The sequence below is a fragment of the Moellerella wisconsensis genome, assembly GCF_022592395.1.
Classification (GTDB): Bacteria; Pseudomonadota; Gammaproteobacteria; order Enterobacterales; family Enterobacteriaceae; genus Moellerella; species Moellerella wisconsensis.
This window is the reverse complement of sequence record NZ_CP093242.1, coordinates 3,039,842-3,064,056: the sequence shown is the minus strand read 5'-3', so window position 1 is coordinate 3,064,056 and position 24,215 is coordinate 3,039,842. Positions and strand designations below refer to the sequence as shown.

General features: G+C 39.7%; 20 protein-coding genes, 1 tRNA gene and 1 pseudogene. 17 read left to right on the top strand and 5 right to left on the bottom strand.

The features are described from left to right. Positions 1-37 precede the first annotated feature (37 nt). Positions 38-694: a helix-turn-helix transcriptional regulator gene (locus MNY66_RS13430; protein ID WP_047255034.1), complete on the bottom strand. Its 657-nt coding sequence runs from the start codon at positions 692-694 to the stop codon at positions 38-40. Positions 695-1,103: 409 nt separating this feature from the next. Here MNY66_RS13430 and MNY66_RS13425 point away from each other — a divergent pair. The 5 genes and pseudogenes from MNY66_RS13425 to MNY66_RS13405 all read left to right on the top strand — a co-directional run bounded on the left by MNY66_RS13425 (position 1,104) and on the right by MNY66_RS13405 (position 7,585). Beyond that, positions 1,104-2,586, top strand: a pseudogene (locus MNY66_RS13425) (APC family permease). After that, positions 2,561-3,172, top strand: coding sequence for a DUF3156 family protein (locus tag MNY66_RS13420; RefSeq protein ID WP_337252302.1), 612 nt, complete (start codon positions 2,561-2,563; stop codon positions 3,170-3,172). Before MNY66_RS13425 ends, MNY66_RS13420 begins: the two are co-directional and overlap by 26 nt. A gap of 201 nt (positions 3,173-3,373) precedes the next feature. Beyond that, positions 3,374-4,819: an alkaline phosphatase gene (gene phoA, locus MNY66_RS13415; protein ID WP_053907608.1), complete on the top strand. Its 1,446-nt coding sequence runs from the start codon at positions 3,374-3,376 to the stop codon at positions 4,817-4,819. 487 nt (positions 4,820-5,306) lie between these two features. Continuing rightward, positions 5,307-6,956 carry a Na/Pi cotransporter family protein gene (locus MNY66_RS13410; protein WP_047255037.1) on the top strand — a complete coding sequence of 550 codons (1,650 nt, stop codon included), beginning with the start codon at positions 5,307-5,309 and terminating at the stop codon, positions 6,954-6,956. A 368-nt stretch (positions 6,957-7,324) separates the two neighbouring features. Next, positions 7,325-7,585, top strand: coding sequence for a DUF1435 family protein (locus MNY66_RS13405; RefSeq protein WP_053907609.1), 261 nt, complete (start codon positions 7,325-7,327; stop codon positions 7,583-7,585). Positions 7,586-7,817: 232 nt separating this feature from the next. Here MNY66_RS13405 and MNY66_RS13400 read toward each other — a convergent pair. Next, positions 7,818-7,904 (bottom strand) — tRNA-Leu (locus tag MNY66_RS13400). Between the two features lie 183 nt (positions 7,905-8,087). Beyond that, on the bottom strand, positions 8,088-9,101 hold the full coding sequence (rsmC, locus tag MNY66_RS13395) for a 16S rRNA (guanine(1207)-N(2))-methyltransferase RsmC (RefSeq protein WP_241501064.1): 1,014 nt from the start codon (positions 9,099-9,101) through the stop codon (positions 8,088-8,090). Positions 9,102-9,224: 123 nt separating this feature from the next. On the opposite strand from rsmC, the gene MNY66_RS13390 reads away from it, so the two are divergent. From MNY66_RS13390 to deoD, 11 genes are all read left to right on the top strand, one after another. Beyond that, positions 9,225-9,653 (top strand): DNA polymerase III subunit psi, encoded by a 429-nt coding sequence (locus tag MNY66_RS13390; protein ID WP_231637001.1) that lies wholly within the window; start codon positions 9,225-9,227, stop codon positions 9,651-9,653. Beyond that, positions 9,622-10,086 carry a ribosomal protein S18-alanine N-acetyltransferase gene (gene rimI / locus MNY66_RS13385; protein WP_047255041.1) on the top strand — a complete coding sequence of 155 codons (465 nt, stop codon included), beginning with the start codon at positions 9,622-9,624 and terminating at the stop codon, positions 10,084-10,086. The genes MNY66_RS13390 and rimI overlap by 32 nt, the downstream gene beginning before the upstream one ends. Before the next feature lie 502 nt (positions 10,087-10,588). Next, a complete protein-coding gene (gene prfC / locus MNY66_RS13380; RefSeq protein WP_047255042.1) occupies positions 10,589-12,178 on the top strand; it encodes a peptide chain release factor 3 in 1,590 nt (529 codons plus the stop codon). Positions 12,179-12,481: 303 nt separating this feature from the next. Continuing rightward, on the top strand, positions 12,482-12,889 hold the full coding sequence (locus MNY66_RS13375) for a BON domain-containing protein (RefSeq protein WP_047255043.1): 408 nt from the start codon (positions 12,482-12,484) through the stop codon (positions 12,887-12,889). A gap of 246 nt (positions 12,890-13,135) precedes the next feature. Further along, on the top strand, positions 13,136-14,242 hold the full coding sequence (locus MNY66_RS13370) for a patatin-like phospholipase family protein (RefSeq protein ID WP_082120771.1): 1,107 nt from the start codon (positions 13,136-13,138) through the stop codon (positions 14,240-14,242). Between the two features lies 1 nt (position 14,243). Then, positions 14,244-15,014, top strand: coding sequence for a TatD family hydrolase (locus tag MNY66_RS13365; protein ID WP_047255044.1), 771 nt, complete (start codon positions 14,244-14,246; stop codon positions 15,012-15,014). Between the two features lie 295 nt (positions 15,015-15,309). Beyond that, on the top strand, positions 15,310-16,584 hold the full coding sequence (locus tag MNY66_RS13360; protein ID WP_197075988.1) for a NupC/NupG family nucleoside CNT transporter: 1,275 nt from the start codon (positions 15,310-15,312) through the stop codon (positions 16,582-16,584). Between the two features lie 706 nt (positions 16,585-17,290). Continuing rightward, on the top strand, positions 17,291-18,070 hold the full coding sequence (deoC, locus tag MNY66_RS13355) for a deoxyribose-phosphate aldolase (RefSeq protein ID WP_047255046.1): 780 nt from the start codon (positions 17,291-17,293) through the stop codon (positions 18,068-18,070). Positions 18,071-18,127: 57 nt separating this feature from the next. Further along, positions 18,128-19,450, top strand: a complete 1,323-nt coding sequence (gene deoA, locus MNY66_RS13350) for a thymidine phosphorylase (RefSeq protein WP_047255047.1) — start codon at positions 18,128-18,130, stop codon at positions 19,448-19,450. Between the two features lie 169 nt (positions 19,451-19,619). Next, complete coding sequence (gene deoB / locus MNY66_RS13345; protein ID WP_047255048.1) at positions 19,620-20,843, top strand: phosphopentomutase; 1,224 nt, start codon at positions 19,620-19,622, stop codon at positions 20,841-20,843. Between the two features lie 137 nt (positions 20,844-20,980). Further along, positions 20,981-21,697 carry a purine-nucleoside phosphorylase gene (gene deoD / locus MNY66_RS13340; RefSeq protein ID WP_047255049.1) on the top strand — a complete coding sequence of 239 codons (717 nt, stop codon included), beginning with the start codon at positions 20,981-20,983 and terminating at the stop codon, positions 21,695-21,697. Between the two features lie 547 nt (positions 21,698-22,244). Here deoD and MNY66_RS13335 read toward each other — a convergent pair. Together MNY66_RS13335 and MNY66_RS13330 are read right to left on the bottom strand one after the other, a co-directional pair. After that, the gene (locus MNY66_RS13335) at positions 22,245-23,018 is read right to left on the bottom strand and encodes an AhpA/YtjB family protein (RefSeq protein ID WP_047255089.1); all 774 of its coding nucleotides are present in this window, start codon (positions 23,016-23,018) and stop codon (positions 22,245-22,247) included. A gap of 11 nt (positions 23,019-23,029) precedes the next feature. Then, positions 23,030-23,215, bottom strand: coding sequence for a hypothetical protein (locus MNY66_RS13330; protein WP_156170979.1), 186 nt, complete (start codon positions 23,213-23,215; stop codon positions 23,030-23,032). Between MNY66_RS13330 and serB the strand changes: the two genes are divergently transcribed. Then, positions 23,214-24,191: a phosphoserine phosphatase gene (gene serB / locus MNY66_RS13325; protein WP_047255050.1), complete on the top strand. Its 978-nt coding sequence runs from the start codon at positions 23,214-23,216 to the stop codon at positions 24,189-24,191. The two genes, MNY66_RS13330 and serB, sit on opposite strands and share 2 nt — an antisense overlap. Positions 24,192-24,215: the final 24 nt, after the last annotated feature.

Here is a 24,215-nt window from a genome sequence, read left to right as displayed (position 1 = left end):
ATTATTTAGTATCTATCACTTTAGCGTAAATGGTGATTTATTGTTTAATAATAAACCCAGATGAGACTAATTCTGTACGACTAGTGACTTTGGTTTTAGCGAAGATGTTGCGTAAATGAGTTTTTACAGTTGAGAGGGAGATATCTAATAATAAGGCGATACGTTTATTACTGGCGCCTTCACGGACTAACTGTACGACTTCTACTTCTTTTGGCGTTAAATTTGTTCTTAATTCTGGCAATATATCGAAAGTGGCTAGTTCTGCAATCGGCAAGATAGCCTTTAGACGGGTTATTTCATGATGCTGAAACGGTGTATTTCTTAATACAGAGATCCCCGCGATAATTTTATTTCTTTGTCTAATGAAGATTTCTACCCTATCGCATAAATTATTTGGGCGCATAAATTTACGATAAAAAGCATGATCATGAACCTTTGCCTGATGATATAGCCCGATCACTCGTTGATCGTCATTTTTAAAATTGACAGGTTGTAAAGGATCGAGTTGCTGAAAGTGATCTAAATAATGTTGATGTACCTGCAACGAAATACCATATAACACATAGTGTTCAGCACGCCATTGCTCATCAACTAAATAATAGGCAGCGCCAGATATCGGAATAATATGAGCGAGGGTATTAAGACAGCAGTCAATAAGTGAACGCTGGTGAGAGGTAAAAGGTGCGCTATCCATATTTTAACCTATTTTATAACCCGAATAGAATGAGCTGCGAATATCATGCATTAAACATAAATTAACACCAAATACACATATTAATAACGTTAGCTAGATTACACAATTCTAATTGTATTTTTATTCTTCAAGCCAGTTGAGTAGCGTGCTTTGGTACAAATCAGACAAAGTTAATTAATATATTAATAATCTATTTTTAAAATTACTTATTGTATTTAAGATGTTATCTAAATAGCTACTCTGATCACCGGTACTTTCTATTATCTTCTCTGCCATTCTCTCCCCCTCGAGTTATCGTTCTTTAGGACGATGGTTATTATTTCCTGCTTTAGGCTATTACTAATTCACGCTACAAAAAATTAACAACAATATTAACTATTATTTTTGGCAATAGTGATAGAGGTGCACAATGGATATAGCGAGAAAATTAACCTCTCATATAGAGAAAGGTAAAGTAGGTTTCCCGACGACATTAGCCAGCTCGGTGGGTGTTATTATGGCGAGCCCGGTTATTTTAACCGTCACCAGTGGTTTTGGTATTGGTGGAGATAGCGGTATTACTTAGCTTTATTATGATGCAGGCGCAATTGACCACATTTTCTGAAGCGGCGGCTATTTTACCCACATCAGGATCGGTTTACGATTATATTTCTTGCGGCATGGGACGCTTTTGGGCAATTACCGGCGCATTATCAGCTTACTTGATAGTACATATTTTTGCGGGTACCGCAGAGACTATTTTGTCCGGTATTATGGCATTGGTAAATTTCGAAAGTCTAAACACTGTGATGGAAAGTAATAATACTTCATGGATGGTTGGAGTGGGTTTAGTTATTACGTTTGGTTTATTAAACGCTTTTGGAATTGAAGCTTTTAGTAAGGTTGAAATTATTCTGACTTTTGCCATGTGGAGTACTTTGGTTATCTTTAGCCTGTGTGGTTTATTAATGCCTTTTAATGTGCCAGTAGAAGGTTGGTTTGGGAAGGCTTTAAATCTTTCTGATCCTACGCTGGTGGTGAGCTTTATTGGCATGGCAATGTTTATGTTTGTTGGTTGTGAATTAGTTACCCCGATGGCGCCAGAAATTAAAAACTCTGCTCGAGTTATTCCACGCGCGATGGCGACCGGATTATGTGGTGTGGCGGCTTGTATGTTTATGTATGGTGCGGCCATGACCCATCAAGTTGAAAATATTATTATCGATAGCAAAACTAATATTAGTTTGCTCGAAACGCCAATGGCAATACCAGCATTTGCTGAACAAGTCATGGGGGATGTGGGGAAATACTGGATTGGAATAGGTTTATTACTTGCTGGTGGTGCCACGATAAATACGTTAATGGCTGCGGTACCTCGGATTCTATATGGTATGGCGTTAGATGGTGCGTTACCACGTATTTTTGCTTATTTGCATCCGCGCTTTAAAACCCCTGTATTCGGTATTTTAGTTGCGGTTCTCATTCCTTGCTTGCATGCCTTTGCCATTCAAGGCGATTTAAATCGAATTATGCCTTTAGTACTGGCTGCTGTATGTTCTTGGGGCACGGCTTATTTATTAGTGACAATCTCAGTCGTATTATTGCGTATTCGCCGTCCTGATTTACACCGTGCTTATAAATCGCCTTTTTTCCCATTGCCACAGATTATTTCCAGTATCGGTATTATTGTCGCTATTTTATATATCACGCCGCCGGGAATGGATAAGGCCGATGTGTATATTCCATTTGCTATTATGTTGGGATTAACGGCTAGTTATGCTTTAGTCTGGACGGTATTGGTGCAAAAAGTAAATCCATTTAAGCCCGTCGACGTTGAGCTCGTTTTAGCGCAAGCATTTGGTAGTAATTCACCTTCGGAGGTGCAACTTGAGCCGCTGCGTAGCCTCGCGTAATCCGATGAAAAAAAGTACTTTTTGGCAACGGTTGAATCAGCCGCGTCTTCCCGCGGGTTATCAAGCTGGGATCACCTTAAATCGCTTAGAACGAGATCTACTGCCGTATCCGTCTCAGCGTATTACGCCAACTGAATTAGTCATTAGTCTGGATAATCAATTAACGGTTAGCGTTACTGAGCAGGTTAAGGTGTTATTTTTAGCCTTTATTGTGAACACGCGTTTCTCGGTTCGTGGGGCGCTTTCTACCTCACTGGATGCCAGAATTGAGTTGAAAACAACAGGCGTATTACGTCAAAAAAAAATTAAGTGGATTTCGCATCAACCTGTAGGGCAACAGATTATTGCGCAGTTTTCGGCCTATCCTGTGATAACTCAAACCTTAGAACAGCTTGATTTTACTTCGCTTAATTTGGAAATTAAACAAGGGAATTGGCATTGTGAGATAACACCGTTTACGGCATCAGAGTTGGTCAGCAGACTGCCTGCGAGCCGGCGTTATTTACGTTTAACCCCAGAACAGCGCCATCGATTATTGAGTGCATTACAATTAGTTAGTCAATTAATGAATAAGCTGTCTTTGTGATCAGCTTCTTTTATCTATTCAGTCAGTAATAGATTGTTGCCTATTGAATTGGTTGTTTTTGTTTATTCCTATTTAATTTGCGTGAGTGACACTTAATTTTGACACAAAGAGTTCATCTAACTGTCATGTATATCCCCTAGGATGATTGCCATTCGAGATACACATTGTTTGATATCTCTTATTGCAAGCAAGGAAATAAACATGATGAATCGTCGTATGAAATCTATTTTGGCTTTAGCTATTACGTCCATGGTGTCGGCAACGTCTATACCAGCTATCGCGGCAAAAAATACCATTGAAAGCAGTGATGTATTGGCTCAAAACCGTACTGCTCAAGGTGATATCACTCAATTTGGTGGCGCGCGTCGATTATCAGCAGAGCAAACTGAGGCGATGCGCGCAGCGCTGTTAAATAGCCAAGCTAAAAATGTCATTCTATTTATTGGTGATGGCATGGGGGATTCTGAAATTACGGTCGCGCGTAACTATGCAGAAGGTGCCGGCGGCTTTTTTAAAGGTATTGATGCGTTGCCAATCACCGGGCAATACACTCACTATTCATTAAATAAACACAGTAAAAAACCGGATTATGTGACGGATTCTGCGGCATCAGCGACCGCATGGTCATCAGGAGTTAAAACCTATAATGGTGCCCTCGGGGTTGATGTTGATGGTAAAGACCATGAAACATTGTTAGAAATTGCCAAGCGTAATGGCAAAGCGACGGGTAATGTAACGACCTCTGAAATTCAGGATGCGACACCTGCCGCAATGGTAGCTCATGTAACCGCGCGTAAATGCTATGGTCCAGAAGAAACCAGTGAGAAATGCGCCAGTAATGCGTTAGAGAATGGGGGACGAGGTTCCATTTCAGAACAATTGTTAGTGACTCGAGCTGATGTAACTCTCGGTGGTGGAGCAAAAAGTTTTAAGCAATTTGCCAAAGCCGGTGAATATCAAGGTAAAACACTCGAGCAACAGGCCGAAGCCCGGGGCTATCAGATTGTTCGTGATGCGAAATCATTAGCGGCAGTAAGTTCGGCTAACCAACAAAAACCTGTATTAGGATTATTTCATGAGGGCAATATGGCGGTTGCTTGGGAAGGTCCAAAAGCACGTTATCAGCGTGATTTATCTGCTGAACCTCTGACATGTAAACCGAATGCCAAGTTTGATCCTAATGCGCCGACATTAGCACAAATGACTGAAAAAGCTATAAATTTACTACAAGAAAATCCGAATGGCTTTTTTTTACAGGTAGAAAGCGCCTCAATTGACAAACAAGATCATGCGGCGAATCCTTGTGGACAAATTGGTGAAACGGTAGCGTTAGATCAAGCGGTTCAAGTCGGGCTAGATTTTGCTAAAAAGCACGGTGATACCTTAGTCATTGTTACCGCTGATCATGCACATTCCAGCCAGATTATTGGCGAGGATGTGAAATCAAGCGGTTTAACCCAAGCCCTGGTGACTAAAGATGGTGCGGTCATGGTGGTCAATTATGGGAACTCAGAAGGTGAATCGCAAGAGCATACCGGCTCACAGTTGCGGGTCGCCGCATTTGGTCCTTATGCTGCTAATGTGATGGGATTAACCGATCAGACCGATCTATTTTTTACTATGCGTGATGCGATGGGATTAAAATAACCTCCGATTAATAATTAATTAACCGCCCTACTTAAGTAAAATCCCTGTGGAGAGGATCTCTGCGGGATTTTTTTGTTTCTTTTATTATATCAGTGACACTGGAGGAATAGTGTACGCGAGAGTATTGATTGAGATTAGAAAATCAGCCGATTGTGGAGTGATTTTTTGCTGTACTTTATTATGATAGTCTACAGAAAAATGCTAAATAAACTGCCTATTATGATGAGATTTTTTGGCAATTAAGCGTATGTTTATCAGACAGCGATCGACTTTATAATCTGGCTGTATTTTTGTAATATATTGAAAAACAAAGAATGTTATTAGGTCGCTTATGGTATACTGGTTGCAAAATAGACGCTAAGCTATTAATGATTGCAGGCTGTATATATTGATATAACACTATTTTCTATACATATATTCTTCCTTTTTGGTTATTAACAACAGTCGTCTTTGAAACGACGGACACAATTTATCTATTAGGATTTTAATGCTGATATTATTACATCTCTTATCTTCGGTCGCATTATTGGTTTGGGGGACGCATATCGTCCGGACCGGCATTATGCGAGTTTTTGGCGCAGATTTACGCCGAATATTGGGAAAAAGCATTAACCGAAAATCAAACGCTTTTTTAGCAGGTGTTGGTGTTACGGCATTGGTCCAAAGCAGTAATGCCACGGCAATGCTGGTGATCTCTTTTGTTTCCCAAGGGCTAATTTCGCTCGCCCCTGCCATGGTGATTATGCTGGGTGCCGATGTGGGTACTGCGCTTATGGCGAGGGTGCTGACTTTTGATCTTTCTTGGCTTTCTCCGCTACTCATTTTAGCGGGTGTAAGCACATTTTTAAGTCATAAAAAGAATCGGATTGGTCAAATGGGGCGCGTAGGTATTGGCCTTGGGCTTATCTTACTGGCACTGCAATTAATTGTAGCCGCGGCCGAGCCTATTACTCATGCAGAAGCGGTTCGAACGATTTTCACCTCGTTGAGCGGTGATGTGGTTTTAGCACTGTTAGTTGGGGCTATTTTTGCCATGATAAGTTATTCGAGCCTTGCCGCAGTACTGATCACCGCAACGCTAAGTGCGACCGGATTAGTGCCACTGTATATTAGCTTATGCATTGTGATAGGGTCGAATATCGGCAGTGGATTATTGGCATTAATGAGCAGCCGTGGGCAAAATGAAATTGCTCGGCAAGTTGTATTAGGTAGCTTATTCTTCAAGTTGATTGGCTGTTTGATTATTTTACCATGGATTAAACCTCTTTCGATGTCAGTTGATCAATACGGGTTTAATGAAGCTGAAGTCGTGATTTATTTTCATGTTTTTTATAACTTAATTCGTTGTTTAATCATGTTGCCATTTGTTGGCCCCATGGCTCGCGTATGTATGGTAATGATCCCCACACCACCGAAAACTGAAAGTGAAATTGGCCCGCGTTATCTGGATAAAAGTGCGTTAGAAACTCCATCATTGGCGATAGCTAATGCTGTACGTGAAACGTTACGCATGGGCGATGTTGTCGAGCAAATGTTGCAACGTTTTATTGAGGTTTTGAACGGTAATAAGGATCAGCGCAGGGAGATTAATCATCTCGAAGAAGAAGTGGATATGTTGCATAGTAGCATTAAGTTATATCTTGCTCAGTTACAGCAAAATGAGCTGAGTGAAGATGATTCAAGACGCTGGGCTGAAATTATTGATACTGCATTGAATCTGCAGCAATCCGCGACGATTATTCATCGTATGACATCAGAAATGATCAAGAAATCATTAGATAATCGTTGTTCATTTTCGCCTAATGGCTTTAAAGAATTAAATACCTTGATGGAGCGGCTCCAGCATAATCTCAGTTTAGGGATGTCAGTATTTGTCTCTGGTGATCTGGATAATGCACGTCGATTACGTCGGGCAAAACATCGTTTTCGTCTATTAAATCAAAGATATGCTTATTCTCATGTTGAACGTTTACATGAACAAAATATGCAGAGTCTCGATACCAGTAATCTGCATGTTAGCTTATTGGGTGATATGAAGCGGCTTAATTCACTATTTAGTGCCGTGGCTTACCATGCCCTCGAAGGTATCGCTGATCAAAGAGCTGAGCAAATGAATATAGATCATGAGAAAAAATAGCCAACTTATTAGACATTTTTAATCATTATGGGTTACTGAATAATCCTCGCTATAGGCTTTATGGCGAGGATTTTTTTATATAGTAGCTTTCAGTAATCACTGGTAGAGAGTATTTATTTTTATTAACTTTTTTATTTTGCTTTTTATTTGTATATAAATAAGATGATTAAGTTTTATTAATCAAATAATTAGTTAATATTTTAGCTTTGTGAATCGTAGCTAAAAAATCTTTTCCCTTAGTAATAATGGTGTTGTTTTTCGCTAAAAAACAGATATGATTGATAATCATTATCATTTGGGTGTGGCAATTAACGTCACTTTCAAAATAGTTACTTAGCGACAGCCAGCAAAATACCAGGGGTGAAAATATGACAATCAAAGCCAGTCAGCGTATATCGATACGCTCAAATAGCCCCGGATTATGGGGGGTTATTGCCGTTGTTTTATTAAGTATTATCTATCTTATGAGTCAATCCGGTATTGATCATCTGAAGATAGCGACAGTTATTGCGATGCTATTGACTGCAGTAATGTTATTTAATAAGAGTTCGCGTTTATTTTTAATTTTACCGGCAGTATTAGCGTTGGCCTTTAGTTTACTGGCTTTTTCAGTGCACTTATTTCCGTAATTTGGCCTATCAAATACCACTATAAATAAATCTATAATATAGCCAGACGAAGATTGGCAGCTAAAATAAATACCCTGATATGATAAAGTAATTACAACCTAACATATTGATTAAATTAAAATATCAAAAATAAAGAGAAGAGAAGAATACAGATTATAATTAAAAAGCTATCGCCCAATGATGGGTTAACTCATTGGTTTTAAATGATTAAAATGCTATTGACATTGTCTGTTGGTGCGAAAGGGGGGACTTGAACCCCCACGTCCGTAAGGACACTAACACCTGAAGCTAGCGCGTCTACCAATTCCGCCACCCTCGCAGTTCAGACTTAATATAATCAGCCATAACATTATAAAATAGTACGGGGCGGATTTTAGGCTAATTCTTCTGGTGTAGGTCAATAATTTTTTAGTGCTGAATGCATTGTTTGACGCAAAATTCATCAGCACTAATCAACGCTACATAGCCCAAGCAAATAGCTTAGGTTTTAGCTTGATACAAATTATCGTTTAGTGGCTTCATAAACTTTAAATTTACCGGTTTTCAGCAACACAATATGCCCACCGAAAGCTTTATCCAGTAGATCTGCATAAGGTAAAAATGCATTTGCTACCATTCTAAATCTACCGCCAGATTTTAAATGCTTAGGTGCCTGCATGATCATATTCTCAGCCGCAGAATAGTTGGTATGGATACCATCATGGAATGGCGGATTAGTAATAATCCAATCGAATTTATCATTAATTTCAGAATAGACATTACTAGCGATAATTTTACCTTCTAACTGATTAGCTTTCAGGGTTTCAGCTGCTGAATATAATGCAGTTGCGCTAACATCACTGAGAGTTAATTTTAATTCAGGATTTTGTTGGCCTAAGTTGGCCGCTAAAATACCAGAACCACAAGCTAAATCGAGTAAACTTCCAGAGATAGGCTGCTCTAATGTTGAAAGTAGTAAGCGACTACCCATATCCAAATCGTCTTGACTGAATACGCCCGGTAACGCTTTGACTTGTGTATCTTCGAAACTATAATTGCGCCACCATTGATTTAACTCGAAGGCAGTTTGATTTTCTAATGCGCCATAAAACAGGCTACAACGACGAGCGGAGTCAATTTTTTTCAGTGTGCTGATACCTTCCATGATTTTTTCAGCACTTTTTACACCGCTACGATTTTCGCCCACAATGAAGATATCGCAATCAGCGGGTAGATAAGTGCATAAATTATCTAACTGGAAACAAGCCTCTTGTTTGTTTTTTGGCCAGAAATAAATCAAGGTATTACATTTAGCGATAAAATCAGCTTCGGCAATAAAATTAAATTGCACGTTATCTTTTAATAATGGCTCCAATACTTGCCATTGATGATACTGATTAGTGAGAACACGTACGCTGGCGGCATCTAATACCACCGCGAGATCGTCCTGAATATCACCTGCCAGAATGACATGGCGATCAGCAAAATGTTCCAGATGGCGCTGTATTACTTCGCTGGCTGGTGTAAGTAAGGACATAGTCTCTAATTCTCCGTAAATAAATAATTCATAATCCGTGCTACCTTACCAGATATTGGCTGAATAAATCTGTATTATTGGCGCTAATTATCTGCTCTGATAAGATGTCATGGGTATTTACTGATGGCTGGAACAACTCGCATGACCCGAAGAGACAAGCTTTTAAAGTCCATGGGGATAACCCAATGGATACTCCGTCATCCCTCAGCACTTAAGGGTGAGAGAGGGGTAAATATTCCAGAATCAGCTAAGCTTATTATTATCGCTGATGATGGGATCGATTTAAATAATCAGCTATTGAAAGATATTTTTCAGGCAATAAAAATAGATAAAACGGATATTGTGTGCATTGATTCAGAGCAGCTCGATATGTTGCCATCACCAGTATCTGTGCCTTGTTGGGTCTGCGGTGACAGCCGCATACCAGAAACAAAAAGTGCGCTGATCACCAGCCCAGCACTCGCAAAGCTTAGTATCAGTAGTGAAGCAAAACGGTCTTTATGGAAGCAAATCTATCAAAATGACGAAAATTTCAACGTTAAAACAATCTGATTTAGCGACAGCTTTTTTAATTGAAAAGCTGAGCCATGATTTTCCCTGGAGTGAGCGCGTTTTTTACGGTAATCAGGGTGAAAAATATTATAATTTAAAAATCTCGGTCGATAATCAGATAATTGGTTTTGCTATTACACAATCTGTTTTAGACGAAGCGACATTATTTAATATCGCTATCCATCCTGATTTTCAGGGACAGGGATACGGTCGTCAATTAATGGAACGTTTAATTCAGGACTTAACAGAAAAGAATATTTTAACGTTATGGTTAGAAGTTCGTGAATCAAATCGCGCTGCCATTCGACTGTATGAAAATATGGGATTTCATGAGGTTACTGTGCGTAAGGATTACTATCCTGCTAAACATGGCCGTGAAGATGCACTTATTCTCGCGCTTACATTATTTCAGGATACTTTTACGCTCGAATAATGGCAGCCAGCTAACTTGGATATTGCCCATATTTTAACTGTAAATATATCGATTGATTATAGTAAATATCAGATCAACTTAGATTTATTCTGAAAAATTTTTTCCAATAGTTATTGATTTATAAAAAGAACTATAGATTTTTGAATAGTCACTAATTGGGGGATCTAGTCGAGGAATCTAGTCGGGAGATATGATTGGAGAATATAGTTGAAAAATAGTCGCTAACTCATTGCTGCTCTATAAGCAACTATTTGAAGATGATATACAAATAATTAGCGCCGATTTTGATGGTGTTAAGATCACTTAGGTGATTGCACCTATGTCGCTTTTTATGGACATGAAATATATTGTGGAAGGAAAGCATTGATTGTTTCTCAAGCCAAAATCAGCGAAAATAAAGCTAATTGTCTATTAACATAACGGATTTGGCATGCCCAAAATTCGCCCAATGGGTGTTTTTTATTGGTGCTTAACTCTGTGCTTAAACTAGAAGATTTAATTGATGTCTCAATCTGAATTTTTGCAGGAAGTCGCTAAACGTCGAACTTTCGCTATTATTTCTCACCCTGATGCCGGTAAAACCACGATTACCGAAAAGGTATTGTTATTTGGACAAGCGATTCAACGCGCGGGTACGGTGAAAGGCCGTGGTTCTAACCAGCATGCAAAATCAGACTGGATGGAAATGGAAAAACAACGTGGTATTTCGATTACTACGTCAGTGATGCAGTTCCCATACCATGACTGTTTGATAAATCTGTTAGATACCCCAGGGCATGAAGACTTCTCTGAAGATACTTACCGTACTTTAACTGCCGTTGACTGCTGTTTGATGGTCATCGATTCCAGTAAAGGGGTTGAAGATCGTACCCGTAAATTGATGGAAGTTACACGTCTGCGTGATACACCCATCCTAACGTTTATGAATAAACTCGACCGAGATATTCGTGATCCGATGGAGTTAATGGATGAAGTCGAAAACGAGCTAAAGATCGCGTGTTGCCCGATTACTTGGCCGATCGGCTGCGGAAAATTATTTAAAGGTGTTTATCATCTCCTGCGTGATGAAACATATCTTTATCAGACGGGTAAAGGCCACACTATTCAGGATGTCCGTGTTATTAAAGGACTGAATAATCCTGAATTAGAGGATGCCGTGGGTGAAGATTTAGCGGCACAATTACGCGAAGAACTAGAGCTTGTTCAGGGGGCTTCCCACGAATTTGAACAAGAAGCCTTTTTAGCGGGCGAGTTAACCCCAGTATTCTTTGGTACTGCGTTGGGTAACTTTGGTGTTGACCATATGCTGGATGGCTTAGTTGAGTGGGCGCCAACGCCGATGCCACGCAAAACAGATACCCGTGAAGTTGTGGCAGCAGAAGAGAAATTTACCGGATTTGTGTTTAAAATTCAGGCAAATATGGATCCAAAACATCGAGACCGCGTCGCTTTCTTGCGTATTGTGTCTGGAACCTATGAAAAAGGCATGAAACTGCGTCAGGTGCGTATTAATAAAGATGTTGTAATTTCTGATGCATTAACCTTCATGGCTGGCGATCGTTCACACGTTGAACATGCGTTCCCGGGAGATATTATCGGTTTACATAATCACGGTACCATTCAAATTGGTGATACCTTTACTCAAGGTGAAGATATGAAATTCACCGGTATTCCTAACTTTGCGCCAGAATTATTCCGCCGGATTCGTCTACGCGATCCTCTCAAGCAGAAACAGTTACTTAAAGGATTAGTGCAGTTATCTGAAGAAGGGGCGGTGCAGGTCTTCCGTCCTCTAGCCAATAATGATTTGATTGTTGGTGCTGTCGGGGTACTGCAATTTGATGTGGTGGTATCGCGGCTGAAAAATGAATATAACGTTGAAGCGATTTATGAAAATATTAACGTATCAACTGCGCGTTGGGTTGAATGCGATGATGTGAAGAAATTCGAAGAGTTTAAACGTAAAAATGAACAGAATTTAGCGTTAGATGGTGGTGATAACTTAACGTATATTGCTCCAACCATGGTTAACTTAAATATTACTAGCGAACGCTATCCTGAAGTTTTATTCCGTAAAACTCGCGAGCATTAATCGTCTATTAAGCTAACACTGCCGGAGAAATGTACTTTGGCAGTGTTTAGTTTGGTAAAGAACGTCAGTATTGGATTGGTTTTCTTTTCTTTTGTTATTATTCACCAGAATATTCTGTATTGCTGATTTTTTCCCTTTCTTTTTCAGTTTATTTTTCATAGGCTATACTTTGTCAATTGGTTGAGAGCCCTAGGTTGGATGGAGATTATTTTTAATCTTACAGGGCTTGATTAATGACCCACCGCCTATATTAATTAACACGTTAATAGCGGAAATATTATTAACTATTAAGGAAGGTTCAAGATGAGAAAGACAGCACTTTTACGCTCACTAACAGCTATTGGATTGAGCTGTGCCTTGTTCAGTGGTTTTGCATCAGCTGAATCATTAAAACAACAGGCATCTCAAACTTGGGATAGCGCTGCAGAAACGGTTGATATGGCAGGCAAAGATGCCGGTCAAGCGATCACCAAAGGTGTTAATAACGTTGATAAATATATGGATGACAGCAGCATTACGGCACAAATTAAAAGTAAACTGTTATCAACTAGTGGTATAGACAGCAATGATATTTCTGTAAAAACTGTTAAAGGTGTGGTTTATATTTCTGGTTTTGTGAAAAATGATAATCAGATAGATCAAGTCGTTAATATGGTTTCTGCAATCAATGGTGTTAAATCAGTACAAAGCAGCCTAATGGTCGCTAATTAAGCCCAATAATCGGCTAAACTGAGTTTATAATCAGGTAACATAAATTAATTACAGTATTTGACCTACCTACTACCGTGCAGTTACCGATATCGTGCCGGTAATAAATTATCACGTTATTACATCGGGTTATCCGTCGAGGATAGCCCGAATTCCGTGTGTTATCACAGGATGATAATCTTTTGGTAACTCAATATGTTACGGTATTTGTCTATTATTCTGTTAATTATGATTATTTGAGAATCAGTTATGGGAAAACATGTTTCAGTCACTTTAGGTAGCATCGAGCCACTAGCCTTTTACGAACAAATTAATTCCGGAAAAACAGCGCTTATTTGTGAAGGTGGTGGTCAGCGCGGAATTTTTACCGCGGGTGTACTGGATGAGTTTCTTAAAGCTGATTTTAATCCCTTTGATATCATGATTGGCACCTCTGCCGGCGCCCAAAATTTATCTTCATATGTTTGCGGTCAGCGTGGATACGCTCGCCGAATAATTACTCGTTATACAACTAATCCACAATTTTTTAATCCATTGCGTTTTATTCGTGGTGGGCACTTAATCGATCTCGATTGGTTGATTAATGTAACTAATCAAGAGAATCCACTAGCGCTCGAAAAAGGATTGGAATTGATTGATTCTGGTCGAGAATTTTTGATGAGTACTTGTCGGAGTGATAATTTTGATGCGGTTTATTTACAGCCAGATAAAGATAATTGGTTAGATATTATTCGTGCCTCAAGTGCAATTCCAGGGTTTTATCGTTCGGGGGTTGAATTCGACGGGCATTTGTATCTTGATGGAGGGATTACTGCGGCTATCCCTGTTGAGGAAGCCTATCTGCGTGGTGCGGATACTATTGTAGTGATTAGAACGGTACCATCTCAAGTCTATTTTACTCCTGAATGGGTTAAAAGAATGACGCGTTGGTTAGAAACCAGCAGCTTACAAAAAATGGCGTTGATTATGAAAACTCATTTAAAAAGCTATCGTCGTACCCAAGAATTTATTGAGAACCCACCGGGTAACTTGCAAGTATTTGAAATATATCCTCCTACGCCATTAAAAAGTAGTGCACTTGGTAGCCGATTATCATCATTAAATTATGATTATCATACGGGTCGACATTGTGGCCGCTATTTTCTAGCTGCATTAGGCGATTGTTTCACTCAGCAAAATATTCATCTTACGGAGTCTTTTGATAAGCAAACAGCGCAAGATGAAATTTTACTTGAAGATGATTATGTCGAAGCCGCCGTCGCTCAATATGAATTAGACAAACAACAAAATAGTGAACTGAATGAACAAGAAAAACAACAGGTTAATATTGTTGAGCGTATAGCATCGGGGAAATAAAGTGTTTATAGATACTCACTGTCATTTTGATTTTCCTTTGTTTAGCGAAAATATTGTCGACAGTTTACAACGGGTAAGACAGGCTGAAATTTCGCATATTATTATGCCCGCAATTGATGTTGCCAATATTGATCGTATTTGGGATTTGTCTCGTCAACATATTGAATTATATGCTGCTTTAGGTTTTCACCCTCTTTTTCTTGCGTCATTTCAGTCCTCTCATATTGATAAATTATCTCAACGATTGAGTGAAAAAAACTCAAAGTGTGTTGCGGTGGGAGAAATTGGCTTAGATTTTTATCAGACAGATGCTCCAGTAGAGCAGCAAAAAATTGTGCTAATAGAACAACTTAAATTAGCCAAATACTATGATTTACCGGTAATTCTACATTCTCGCAAAAGTCATGATCAATTAGCGGCTATATTGCGGCGTCATCCTGTGCCTGCGACCGGTGTAGTACATGGATTTTCGGGAAGTTTATCGCAAGCCCAAGCTTTTATTAAATTAGGATATTCGATAGGCGTGGGAGGCACGATAACTTATGAAAGGGCACAAAAAACGCGACAAGTTATCGCACAATTACCATTATCTTCACTATTATTAGAAACTGATGCTCCCGATATGCCACTCAGTGGTTTTCAAGGTGAATCGAATCGTCCAGAACGGATTGGTTATGTATTTCAGACATTATGTGAACTGCGTCAGGAACCCCCCGAAGAAATCGCTGCTCAGCTTTACAAAAATAGCCAATCATTATTTAATCTTTATTAGACATCCTATCAATACGCTCAGCGATATGAGTAAAAGCACTATCTACCATATTCACATTAGCAATTTTCAATTAATTCTTAATATTATTAATTTTCTACGGGTATTGATTTTTTTGTGATAAATATCACAAAACATACTTTCTTGTTACTTTTATCAACTCGTATTTGTGACAAAGGTTAAGAGTTATTGGCGGTGACTCGGTATAATCAGCATCGAAAAGAGTCGGTAAACAAATAAGTTTACTGATATATCAATTTAGAATTAAGTGAACAGGGATACTTCCATGCAACTCATTATGAGTCTAGTGGGGATGGCGGCTTTGATTTTCATTGCTGTGCTATTCTCAACTAATCGCCGTGCAATTAAGCTTCGAACTGTCGTTGGTGCTTTCCTAATTCAGATTGGAGTAGGTGCTTTAGTTCTTTATGTCCCCGCAGGCCGTAAAGTGCTCCTCGCTGTATCTGATGCAGTATCAAGTGTAATCGGTTACGGCAAAGAAGGGATGGACTTCATTTTCGGTGGTCTAGTTTCTGATAAAATGTTTGAACTGTTTGGCGGTGGTGGCTTCATTTTTGCTTTGCGCGTATTGCCAGTTATCGTATTTTTCTCCTCATTAATCGCTGTGCTCTATTATCTGGGCATCATGCAATTTATTATTAAAATTCTTGGGGGTGGGCTACAAAAACTGCTCGGAACTTCAAGAACTGAATCATTGTCAGCTACTGCAAATATTTTTGTGGGTCAGACTGAAGCACCGTTAGTTGTGCGTCCTTATATTGCCACAATGACTAATTCTGAGCTATTTGCCATCATGAGTGGCGGGCTGGCTTCTGTTGCGGGCGCTGTACTTGCTGGCTATGCTCAAATGGGTGTTCCGATGGAATACTTGATTGCAGCTTCATTTATGGCGGCTCCAGGCGGGTTATTATTTGCTAAATTAATGGTGCCAGAAACTGAAGACATGAAAGACAGAGCTGATGCGATGGATTTAGTAGCTGAGGATGAACGCCCAGCTAACGTGATTGATGCGGCAGCGTCAGGTGCGGCATCAGGTATGCAATTAGCGCTTAACGTAGGTGCGATGCTATTAGCTTTTGTTGCCTTAATTGCGTTATTAAATGGTATTTTAAGCGGTATCGGTGGCTGGTTTGATTATCCACAGCTTTCGCTTGAGTTGATCCTCGGTTGGTGTTTTTCTCCAATTGCTTATTTGATAGGTGTTCCTTGGAGCGAAGCTAATATTGCGGGTTCATTCATCGGACAGAAGATTGTAGTCAATGAATTTGTGGCATACATTAATTTTGGTGAGTATCTCAAACCTGATGCTGATGTTATTGCTGCCGGTAAACAAGTGTTATCAGAACATACTAAAGCTATTATCTCCTTTGCTTTATGCGGTTTTGCTAATTTATCTTCGGTCGCTATTCTTCTCGGTGGATTAGGTAGCATGGCACCTAACCGTCGTCAAGATGTAGCACGTTTAGGGCTCAAAGCCGTAATGGCCGGGACTCTGTCTAACTTAATGAGTGCTACTATTGCGGGCTTCTTCCTGACGCTTGCTGTCATTTAATTGATTTTAAAAGAGATTGATTGGCTGCCATGATGAAATTTTTCGCCATGGCAGTCTAATTTTGTGAGCCGCTTCGTAGCTCTGTATCATTCTACTTACCAACTGCTAATCTGTTGTATACTCTTTACCAGCAGTTACTCATCTTGTAGTTTCTAAAATAATAATTTATTCGCTGATCCTCCGTAAGTTAATCTTAATAGTTGAGTTAACTACATTGATTCTTCTTATTATTTTAAGTGTTTATTACTGAAGTGAAGCGGTACTCAATTTATTTTCAGTTATATTTTTTCTAATTTTATTTTTTTGAGCGGTTTATTTTTGATAGTTTTCTATTTTGGTAATGCAATATAACTAAAAATAACCGACTTTTATGGAATAAAACTTATTAGAGAGCATAAAGCTGAGGTTAAATAGCGTATAATTAGTGACTGTGATCACGTGGTTACATTTAATCATGTAACATACAATTGTATAATGTGATTTGTGGCACATAAATACGTTCTGTTCCATGTTCAAATAACAACATATTGAGCATTTATGGAAAGGTAACCGCTCTCAAAGGTGGAATCAGAGAGCATCGTGCGGTGAGACGGAACTCAGCTGTTACTTTAGCCATCGGCTATCGCAACATCTTTAAGGAACCAAGCCCGCTCGCCAACAAAGAACATAATGTTCTGATAAATAAATAATATCGTTGGAGAGTTTTATGACTAATTTAACTGCAGCTGCGCAACGCGCACTGGCTTTGATGGACTTAACTACACTTAATGAAGATGACACTGACCAAAAAGTCACAGATTTATGTCATCAAGCAAAAAGCCCAGCAGGTAACACCGCGGCAATTTGTATCTATCCACGTTTTGTTCCGCTAGCACGCAAAGTTTTACGCGAGCAAGGCACCCCAGATATTCGTATCGCTACTGTCACTAATTTCCCTCATGGTAATGATGATATTGATATCGCATTAGCCGAGACTCGTGCAGCTATCGCTTATGGTGCTGATGATGTAGATGTGGTTTTCCCTTATCGCGCATTGATGGCTGGCAATGAACAAATCGGTTTTGATTTAGTTAAAGCATGTAAAGAAGCTTGTGCGGAAGCAGGCGTGCTATTAAAAGTTATTATTGAAACGGGCGAGCTGAAAACAGCAGAATTAATTCGTAAAGCATCTGAAATCTCAATTAATGCAGGCGCTGATTTTATTAAAACATCAACCGGTAAAGTACCTGTTAATGCAACGCTGGAAAGCGCTGAGATCATGATCCAAGTTATTCATGATATGGGAGTTGGTAAAACTGTCGGTTTCAAACCAGCGGGTGGTGTGCGTACAGCTGAAGAAGCGGCTCAATATTTAGCATTGGCAGACAGAATTATGGGCGAAGGCTGGGCTGATGCACGTCATTTCCGCTTTGGTGCATCAAGTTTACTGGGTAGTTTACTCAGCACGTTAGGTTTTGCGGGACAAAAGCAAAATAGCGGTTATTAATCTCGGAGAAATTCGTAGATTGAGTCCCCCCTCTGGTTGAATTTTAAGGAGTATATTTTGTTTTTAGCACAAGAAATTATCCGTAAAAAACGTGATGGCAAACAACTCAGCGAAGAAGAAATTCGTTTCTTTATTAATGGTGTTCGCGACAACTCTGTTTCTGAAGGTCAAATTGCTGCTTTAGCGATGACTATCTATTTTAATGACATGGTTATGGACGAGCGTGTTGCATTAACTTTGGCTATGCGTGATTCAGGCAGCGTATTAAATTGGAAATCACTTAATCTTAACGGCCCAATTGTAGATAAACATTCTACCGGGGGTGTCGGTGACGTGACTTCGCTGATGCTGGGCCCAATGGTTGCTGCATGTGGCGGTTATGTACCGATGATTTCTGGCCGTGGTTTAGGCCATACCGGCGGAACCTTGGATAAACTCGAAGCAATTCCTGGTTTTGATATTTTTCCAGATGATGCTCGTTTCCGCGATATTATCAAAAATGTTGGCGTCGCAATTATTGGTCAAACCAATTCTTTAGCGCCTGCTGACAAGCGTTTTTATGCGACTCGCGATATTACAGCAACGGTTGATGCTATCCCATTAATTACAGCTTCTATTTTAGGTAAGAAATTAGCTGAAGGGCTTGATGCCTTGGTGATGGATGTTAAAGTTGGTTCTGGCGCATTTATGCCAACGTATGAAAAATCGACTGAATTAGCTGAGTCTATCGTGAAAGTTGCTAATGGTGCTGGTTGTAAAACAACCGCACTGTTAACCGATATGAACGAGGTTTTAGCCTCAAGTGCGGGTAATGCGGTTGAAGTTCGCGAAGCTGTTCGGTTCTTAACCGGTGAATATCGAAATCCACGTCTGTTTGAAGTCACCATGGCATTGTGTGTTGAAATGCTGGTTTCTGCTAATTTAGCATCAGATCGCCAACAAGCGCGTGAAAAACTGCAAGCAGTATTAGATAACGGTAAAGCTGCCGAAGTGTTTGGTCGTATGGTTGCAGCGCAAAATGGTCCAACAGATTTCGTTGAAAATTATGCTAAATATCTGCCAACTGCGGTATTAAGTAAACCTGTCTATACCCAAGCGGAAGGTATCATCACTGCAATGGATACCCGTGCGCTAGGTATGTCTGTGGTGACTTTAGGTGGCGGTCGACGTAAAGCGACTGATGCGATTGATTACAGTGTTGGTCTAAGTGATATTGCTGCACTTGGTACTAAAATTGATAGCAAAACACCATTAGCGATGATCCATGCTAACGATGAAAAATCATGGGAAGCGGCAGCACAAGAAGTTCGTGATGCCATGACTCTGGGCCAGCAGGCTGCGCCAGTTAATCCAATGGTTTATCGTCAAATTAGTGAATAATATTGCCTAGTTATGCTCGATAATAGCGTTGCAGTAGGCAAATAGTGCCACTGCAACTCTATAATATTTAATCTCGAGTATAATAGGTAAGACGTATTGAATTTATCAGCGGTATGCTTTTGATGTTCATTAAGATGATGTTCATAAAAGTATGGCGCAGGAGAGTATTATGAAACGTACATTTATTATGGTACTGGATTCTTTTGGTATTGGTGCAGCGGGAGATGCCGACAAATTCGGTGATATTGGCGCAAATACATTAGGCCACATTGCAGATGCGTGTGCGCGTGGCGAAGCTGATATTGGCCGTAAGGGCCCATTAAACCTACCTAATTTAACTAAATTAGGTTTAGGTAAAGCCGCAGAAGAATCATGTGGTCAGTTCCCAGCAGGTTTAGATGCTAGTGCTGAAGTTATTGGTGCCTATGGCTACGCGAGTGAGCTCTCTTCCGGTAAAGATACACCATCAGGTCACTGGGAAATTGCAGGTGTTCCTGTGCTGTTTGAGTGGGGTTATTTTAAAGATGAAGAAAATAGCTTCCCACAAGAATTACTGGATGTTTTAGTTAAACGCGCTAATCTGCCAGGTTATTTAGGAAACTGTCATTCATCAGGTACGGTTATTTTGGATGCTCTGGGTGAAGAGCACATGAAAACCGGTAAACCGATTTTCTATACCTCTGCTGACTCCGTATTCCAAATTGCATGCCATGAAGAAACTTACGGTTTAGATAAACTGTATGAACTGTGCGAAATCGCCCGTGAAGAGTTGACCAAAGGTGGCTATAACATCGGCCGTGTAATTGCACGTCCATTTGTTGGCGATAAAGCAGGTAATTTTGCTCGTACGGGTAATCGTCATGACTACGCGGTTAAACCACCAGCACCAACTATGTTACAAAAACTGGTTGAAGAGAAACAAGGCGAAGTGGTTTCTATCGGTAAAATTGCTGATATCTATGCCCATGTAGGTATCACTAAAAAAGTCAAAGCGACTGGATTAGATCAATTATTTGACGCCACCGTAGAAGAAATGAAATTAGCTGGCGATAAAACGATCGTCTTTACTAACTTTGTCGATTTTGATTCTGCTTATGGTCACCGTCGCGATGTTGCGGGTTATGCGGCAGCACTTGAATTATTTGACCGTCGTTTACCTGAGTTGATGGCACAGCTAAAAGACGAAGATATGCTGATTTTGACCGCAGATCATGGTTGCGATCCAACATGGCCGGGCACCGATCATACTCGCGAGCATATTCCAGTGTTAGTTTATGGTCCGAAAATCAAAGCTGGCTCTCTCGGTCACCGTGAAAGCTTTGCAGATATTGGTCAAACAGTAGCTAATTATTTTGACCTATCTCCGATGGATTATGGCAAAGTAATGTTTTAATTTGTGCTAAATAACTTCATTAAGCATGCGATTGATTATTATTGAACGCATGCTTTTGTCATCATTATCAGAACGGCTGCAATGCAAGGTTATGCCAAGTGATGCAGCATTAACTGATTAAATAATAAGGAATAATAATGGCTACCCCTCATATTAATGCAGAAATGGGTGATTTTGCAGATGTTGTCTTGATGCCAGGCGATCCACTGCGCGCAAAATATATTGCTGAAACCTTTTTAGATGATGTTCGCCAGGTTAATAATGTTCGCGGCATGCTTGGTTTTACCGGCAGCTATAAAGGCCGTAAAATTTCAGTGATGGGGCATGGTATGGGGATCGCTTCATGCTCTATTTATGCAACTGAATTAATTAAAGATTTTGGTGTTAAAGTCATCATTCGTGTGGGCTCATGCGGCGCGGTAATGGATGATGTCAAATTACGTGATGTTGTTATTGGTATGGGGGCATGTACTGATTCTAACGTTAACCGTCAACGTTTTAAAAATCATGATTTCGCGGCTATCGCTGATTATGGCTTAGTACATAATGCAGTTGAAGCGGCAAAAGCTAGAAATATCAATGTGCGCGTTGGTAACTTATTCTCTGCAGATTTATTCTATTCTCCAGATCCTGATATGTTCAAAGTGATGGAAAAATACGGTATTCTGGGTGTAGAAATGGAAGCTGCGGGTATTTATGGCGTTGCAGCAGAGTATGGTGCGAAAGCATTAACTATCTGTACGGTTTCTGATCATATTAAAACCGGCGAACAAACAACTGCCGAAGAGCGTCAAACTACGTTCAACGAAATGATTGAAATTGCATTAGATTCTGTTTTATTGGGCGATAAATAATTTCTAGGCCCAAGATTTATCTTTGATGATAAAACCCTGACTTCGGTTGGGGTTTTTTATAGGTGAAGTAGGAAAACACAAAAAGGTAGAGGAATAAAAAGGTAGATAGAGAATACGTCCTTGTTTATACATCCTTGTATGGCTTCCTAGCCTAATTCATTAAATCCGATAATGGATAGTGAATTAAATCGCATCATCCCCTCTGTTAAGTAGCATAAACAATAATATATTCTTTGTTAAGTGAATATTTTCGCAGGATTATTTTTTGGTTTTACCTTGCAAAGAATAAAAAATCAAAATAATTGAATTTATAGCATGACAACTTAAAACTAACACATTTAATCAGTTAACCTAGTGATTAATCCGAACAAAAAATTACCATATTGATACTTCAGTTTTTTTTTAATTGTAATGTATTGATTTTATTGCTTTATTTTCATCTTATTGTGCTGAGTGAATTTATCTTATTTAATTTTATTTTTTTAAGATAAATCCTTATATATTGCTTATTTGTTTCTATTGATAGATTGGCGAAACGATAGAATTACTACTCCACTTTTTTCGTATTTGGTTTCTTGGGCTTATGTTTTGCCGCATGATGGTATTTATCACGGTGAGCACGTGATTTCTTTGGCTCTTTTTTGATTTTTTTCATAGCCGTTTTTTGTTCACTATTAGCTTGTGACTCTAGATAGTTTTCAGTCAAATCTTCATCTTCCATCAATGGAAAAGGTAATTTTTGTCCTTTTTTATGTTTTAAACGGAATAATGTATTGGCTAAAATAAAGCCAGTCGCAAAAGTTAACAACATAAACATACGTAAAATATTAGTGGTATTATCTGCTTGCTGGGCTTCGGTTGATAATTGTTGGGTATCGATGGTCATACGCATATATCCTTTGGGATGAACTGCATCAGGGATAGGCACAACCAATTGATATTGAAATGGATGTTGATTATTTGCATTATCAATAGCTAAACGCGATTTGATTGGAACGTTTTCCCCTGATTCAGCGATAAGAGTCCCATTATTAAGATAAACACTGGCATCGAGGATCCGACTATTGGAGGTCATTTTATCCAGATTAGCGATAATCATCTCACGATTAAAATCTTTACTGCCGTCGACAATATAATCGGATAAGCTAAACGCCACTTGTTCAGCAAGTGTATGAGACAGCTGTTTAAACTGATCGATTCGCGCCTGATAATGAATACGGCTGATATAGGATACGCTTTGCATTAATAGCGCGATAAGCGCAATACAGGTAATAATAATTACTGATTTATGCAGTCGAAAAGATAATTTTGTCTGGATCATCATTCACATTTTCACTGTTGTTTTGCCGTTATCGCCGCCATCGACAATGCACCCACAGCGTGAAGTATCACGGGTATATGTTGCCAGAGGTTAGGTAGATAGGATAGTTTGAAGCGCAGTTTTTGTTTCAAGCCATTAATGGCTAACCACCATTTTCCTAAAATAGGGCAGTGAGGATTACAGGAGCAAGTTTTCATGTCAACAAGTTTAACCTATTGTTATTTACCCGACGAGATCCAAAAATGGCCGGGATTACCTTTGTCACTCACTGGGGAAGAGGTTATGCCATTGGACTATCGCGCAGGCGACAGTGGTTGGCTATTATATGGTCGTGGGCTAGATAAAACTCGAATCAGTAACTTTCAACAACGGCTAGGCGCTGCAATTGTGATTGTATCTTCTTGGCGAATTGATGATTATCAAGTGGTTAGAATTGCCGGAAGCCTAAATAGCCGAATTAAAAAATTAGCCGATGAATGCCAATTGGATGTGGTTCCATTAGGGAAAATTCCACGCTTACGTTCCCCGGGTTTATTAGTTATGGATATGGATTCAACGGCGATTCAGATTGAATGCATTGATGAAATCGCACGCTTAGCAGGTGTCGGTGAACAAGTTGCCGAAGTAACTGAGCGTGCGATGTTGGGCGAATTAGATTTTACTGAAAGTTTACGCGCTCGGGTGGCTTTATTAGAAGGTGCTGATGCCAATATCTTACATCAAGTATTAGAAACACTGCCTTTGATGCCCGGTTTAACCAGCTTAGTGCGTAAATTACAAGCTATGGACTGGCATGTGGCAATAGCTTCGGGTGGATTTACCTTTTTTGCCGATGACCTGCGCCAACGATTAAAATTAGTAGCGGCAGTGGCTAACCAGCTAGACGTAAAAGCTGGCAAGCTAACTGGAAAAGTTAAAGGGCCAATTATCGATGCTAAATATAAAGCCCAAACGCTGATTAAATTGGCTGAGCAGCTCAATATTCCGCTAGAACAAACGGTCGCGATAGGTGATGGCGCGAATGATTTAAAAATGATCCGCAAAGCCGGATTAGGTATCGCCTATCATGCTAAGCCAAAAGTCTATGCCCGTGCGGCAGTCGCTATCCGTCATGCCGATTTAATGGGCGTATTATGTGTGCTCAGTGGTGGACTAAAACACGAAGAACGTTAAGCTAATTTTATAAAAAATAGGAGC

What these genes read in the sequence shown, in the direction of transcription:
- MNY66_RS13370 (WP_082120771.1), top strand. Translation starts at nt 13,136, where the DNA reads ATGGGAAAACATGTTTCAGTCACTTTAGGTAGCATCGAGCCACTAGCC.
- serB (WP_047255050.1), top strand. Translation starts at nt 23,214, where the DNA reads ATGTCAACAAGTTTAACCTATTGTTATTTACCCGACGAGATCCAAAAA.
- MNY66_RS13405 (WP_053907609.1), top strand. Translation starts at nt 7,325, where the DNA reads ATGACAATCAAAGCCAGTCAGCGTATATCGATACGCTCAAATAGCCCC.
- deoB (WP_047255048.1), top strand. Translation starts at nt 19,620, where the DNA reads ATGAAACGTACATTTATTATGGTACTGGATTCTTTTGGTATTGGTGCA.
- phoA (WP_053907608.1), top strand. Translation starts at nt 3,374, where the DNA reads ATGATGAATCGTCGTATGAAATCTATTTTGGCTTTAGCTATTACGTCC.
- MNY66_RS13335 (WP_047255089.1), bottom strand. Translation starts at nt 23,018, where the DNA reads ATGATCCAGACAAAATTATCTTTTCGACTGCATAAATCAGTAATTATT.
- deoC (WP_047255046.1), top strand. Translation starts at nt 17,291, where the DNA reads ATGACTAATTTAACTGCAGCTGCGCAACGCGCACTGGCTTTGATGGAC.
- MNY66_RS13330 (WP_156170979.1), bottom strand. Translation starts at nt 23,215, where the DNA reads ATGAAAACTTGCTCCTGTAATCCTCACTGCCCTATTTTAGGAAAATGG.
- MNY66_RS13430 (WP_047255034.1), bottom strand. Translation starts at nt 694, where the DNA reads ATGGATAGCGCACCTTTTACCTCTCACCAGCGTTCACTTATTGACTGC.
- prfC (WP_047255042.1), top strand. Translation starts at nt 10,589, where the DNA reads ATGTCTCAATCTGAATTTTTGCAGGAAGTCGCTAAACGTCGAACTTTC.
- MNY66_RS13375 (WP_047255043.1), top strand. Translation starts at nt 12,482, where the DNA reads ATGAGAAAGACAGCACTTTTACGCTCACTAACAGCTATTGGATTGAGC.
- rimI (WP_047255041.1), top strand. Translation starts at nt 9,622, where the DNA reads ATGACGAAAATTTCAACGTTAAAACAATCTGATTTAGCGACAGCTTTT.
- MNY66_RS13390 (WP_231637001.1), top strand. Translation starts at nt 9,225, where the DNA reads ATGGCTGGAACAACTCGCATGACCCGAAGAGACAAGCTTTTAAAGTCC.
- MNY66_RS13410 (WP_047255037.1), top strand. Translation starts at nt 5,307, where the DNA reads ATGCTGATATTATTACATCTCTTATCTTCGGTCGCATTATTGGTTTGG.
- rsmC (WP_241501064.1), bottom strand. Translation starts at nt 9,101, where the DNA reads ATGTCCTTACTTACACCAGCCAGCGAAGTAATACAGCGCCATCTGGAA.
- deoD (WP_047255049.1), top strand. Translation starts at nt 20,981, where the DNA reads ATGGCTACCCCTCATATTAATGCAGAAATGGGTGATTTTGCAGATGTT.
- MNY66_RS13360 (WP_197075988.1), top strand. Translation starts at nt 15,310, where the DNA reads ATGAGTCTAGTGGGGATGGCGGCTTTGATTTTCATTGCTGTGCTATTC.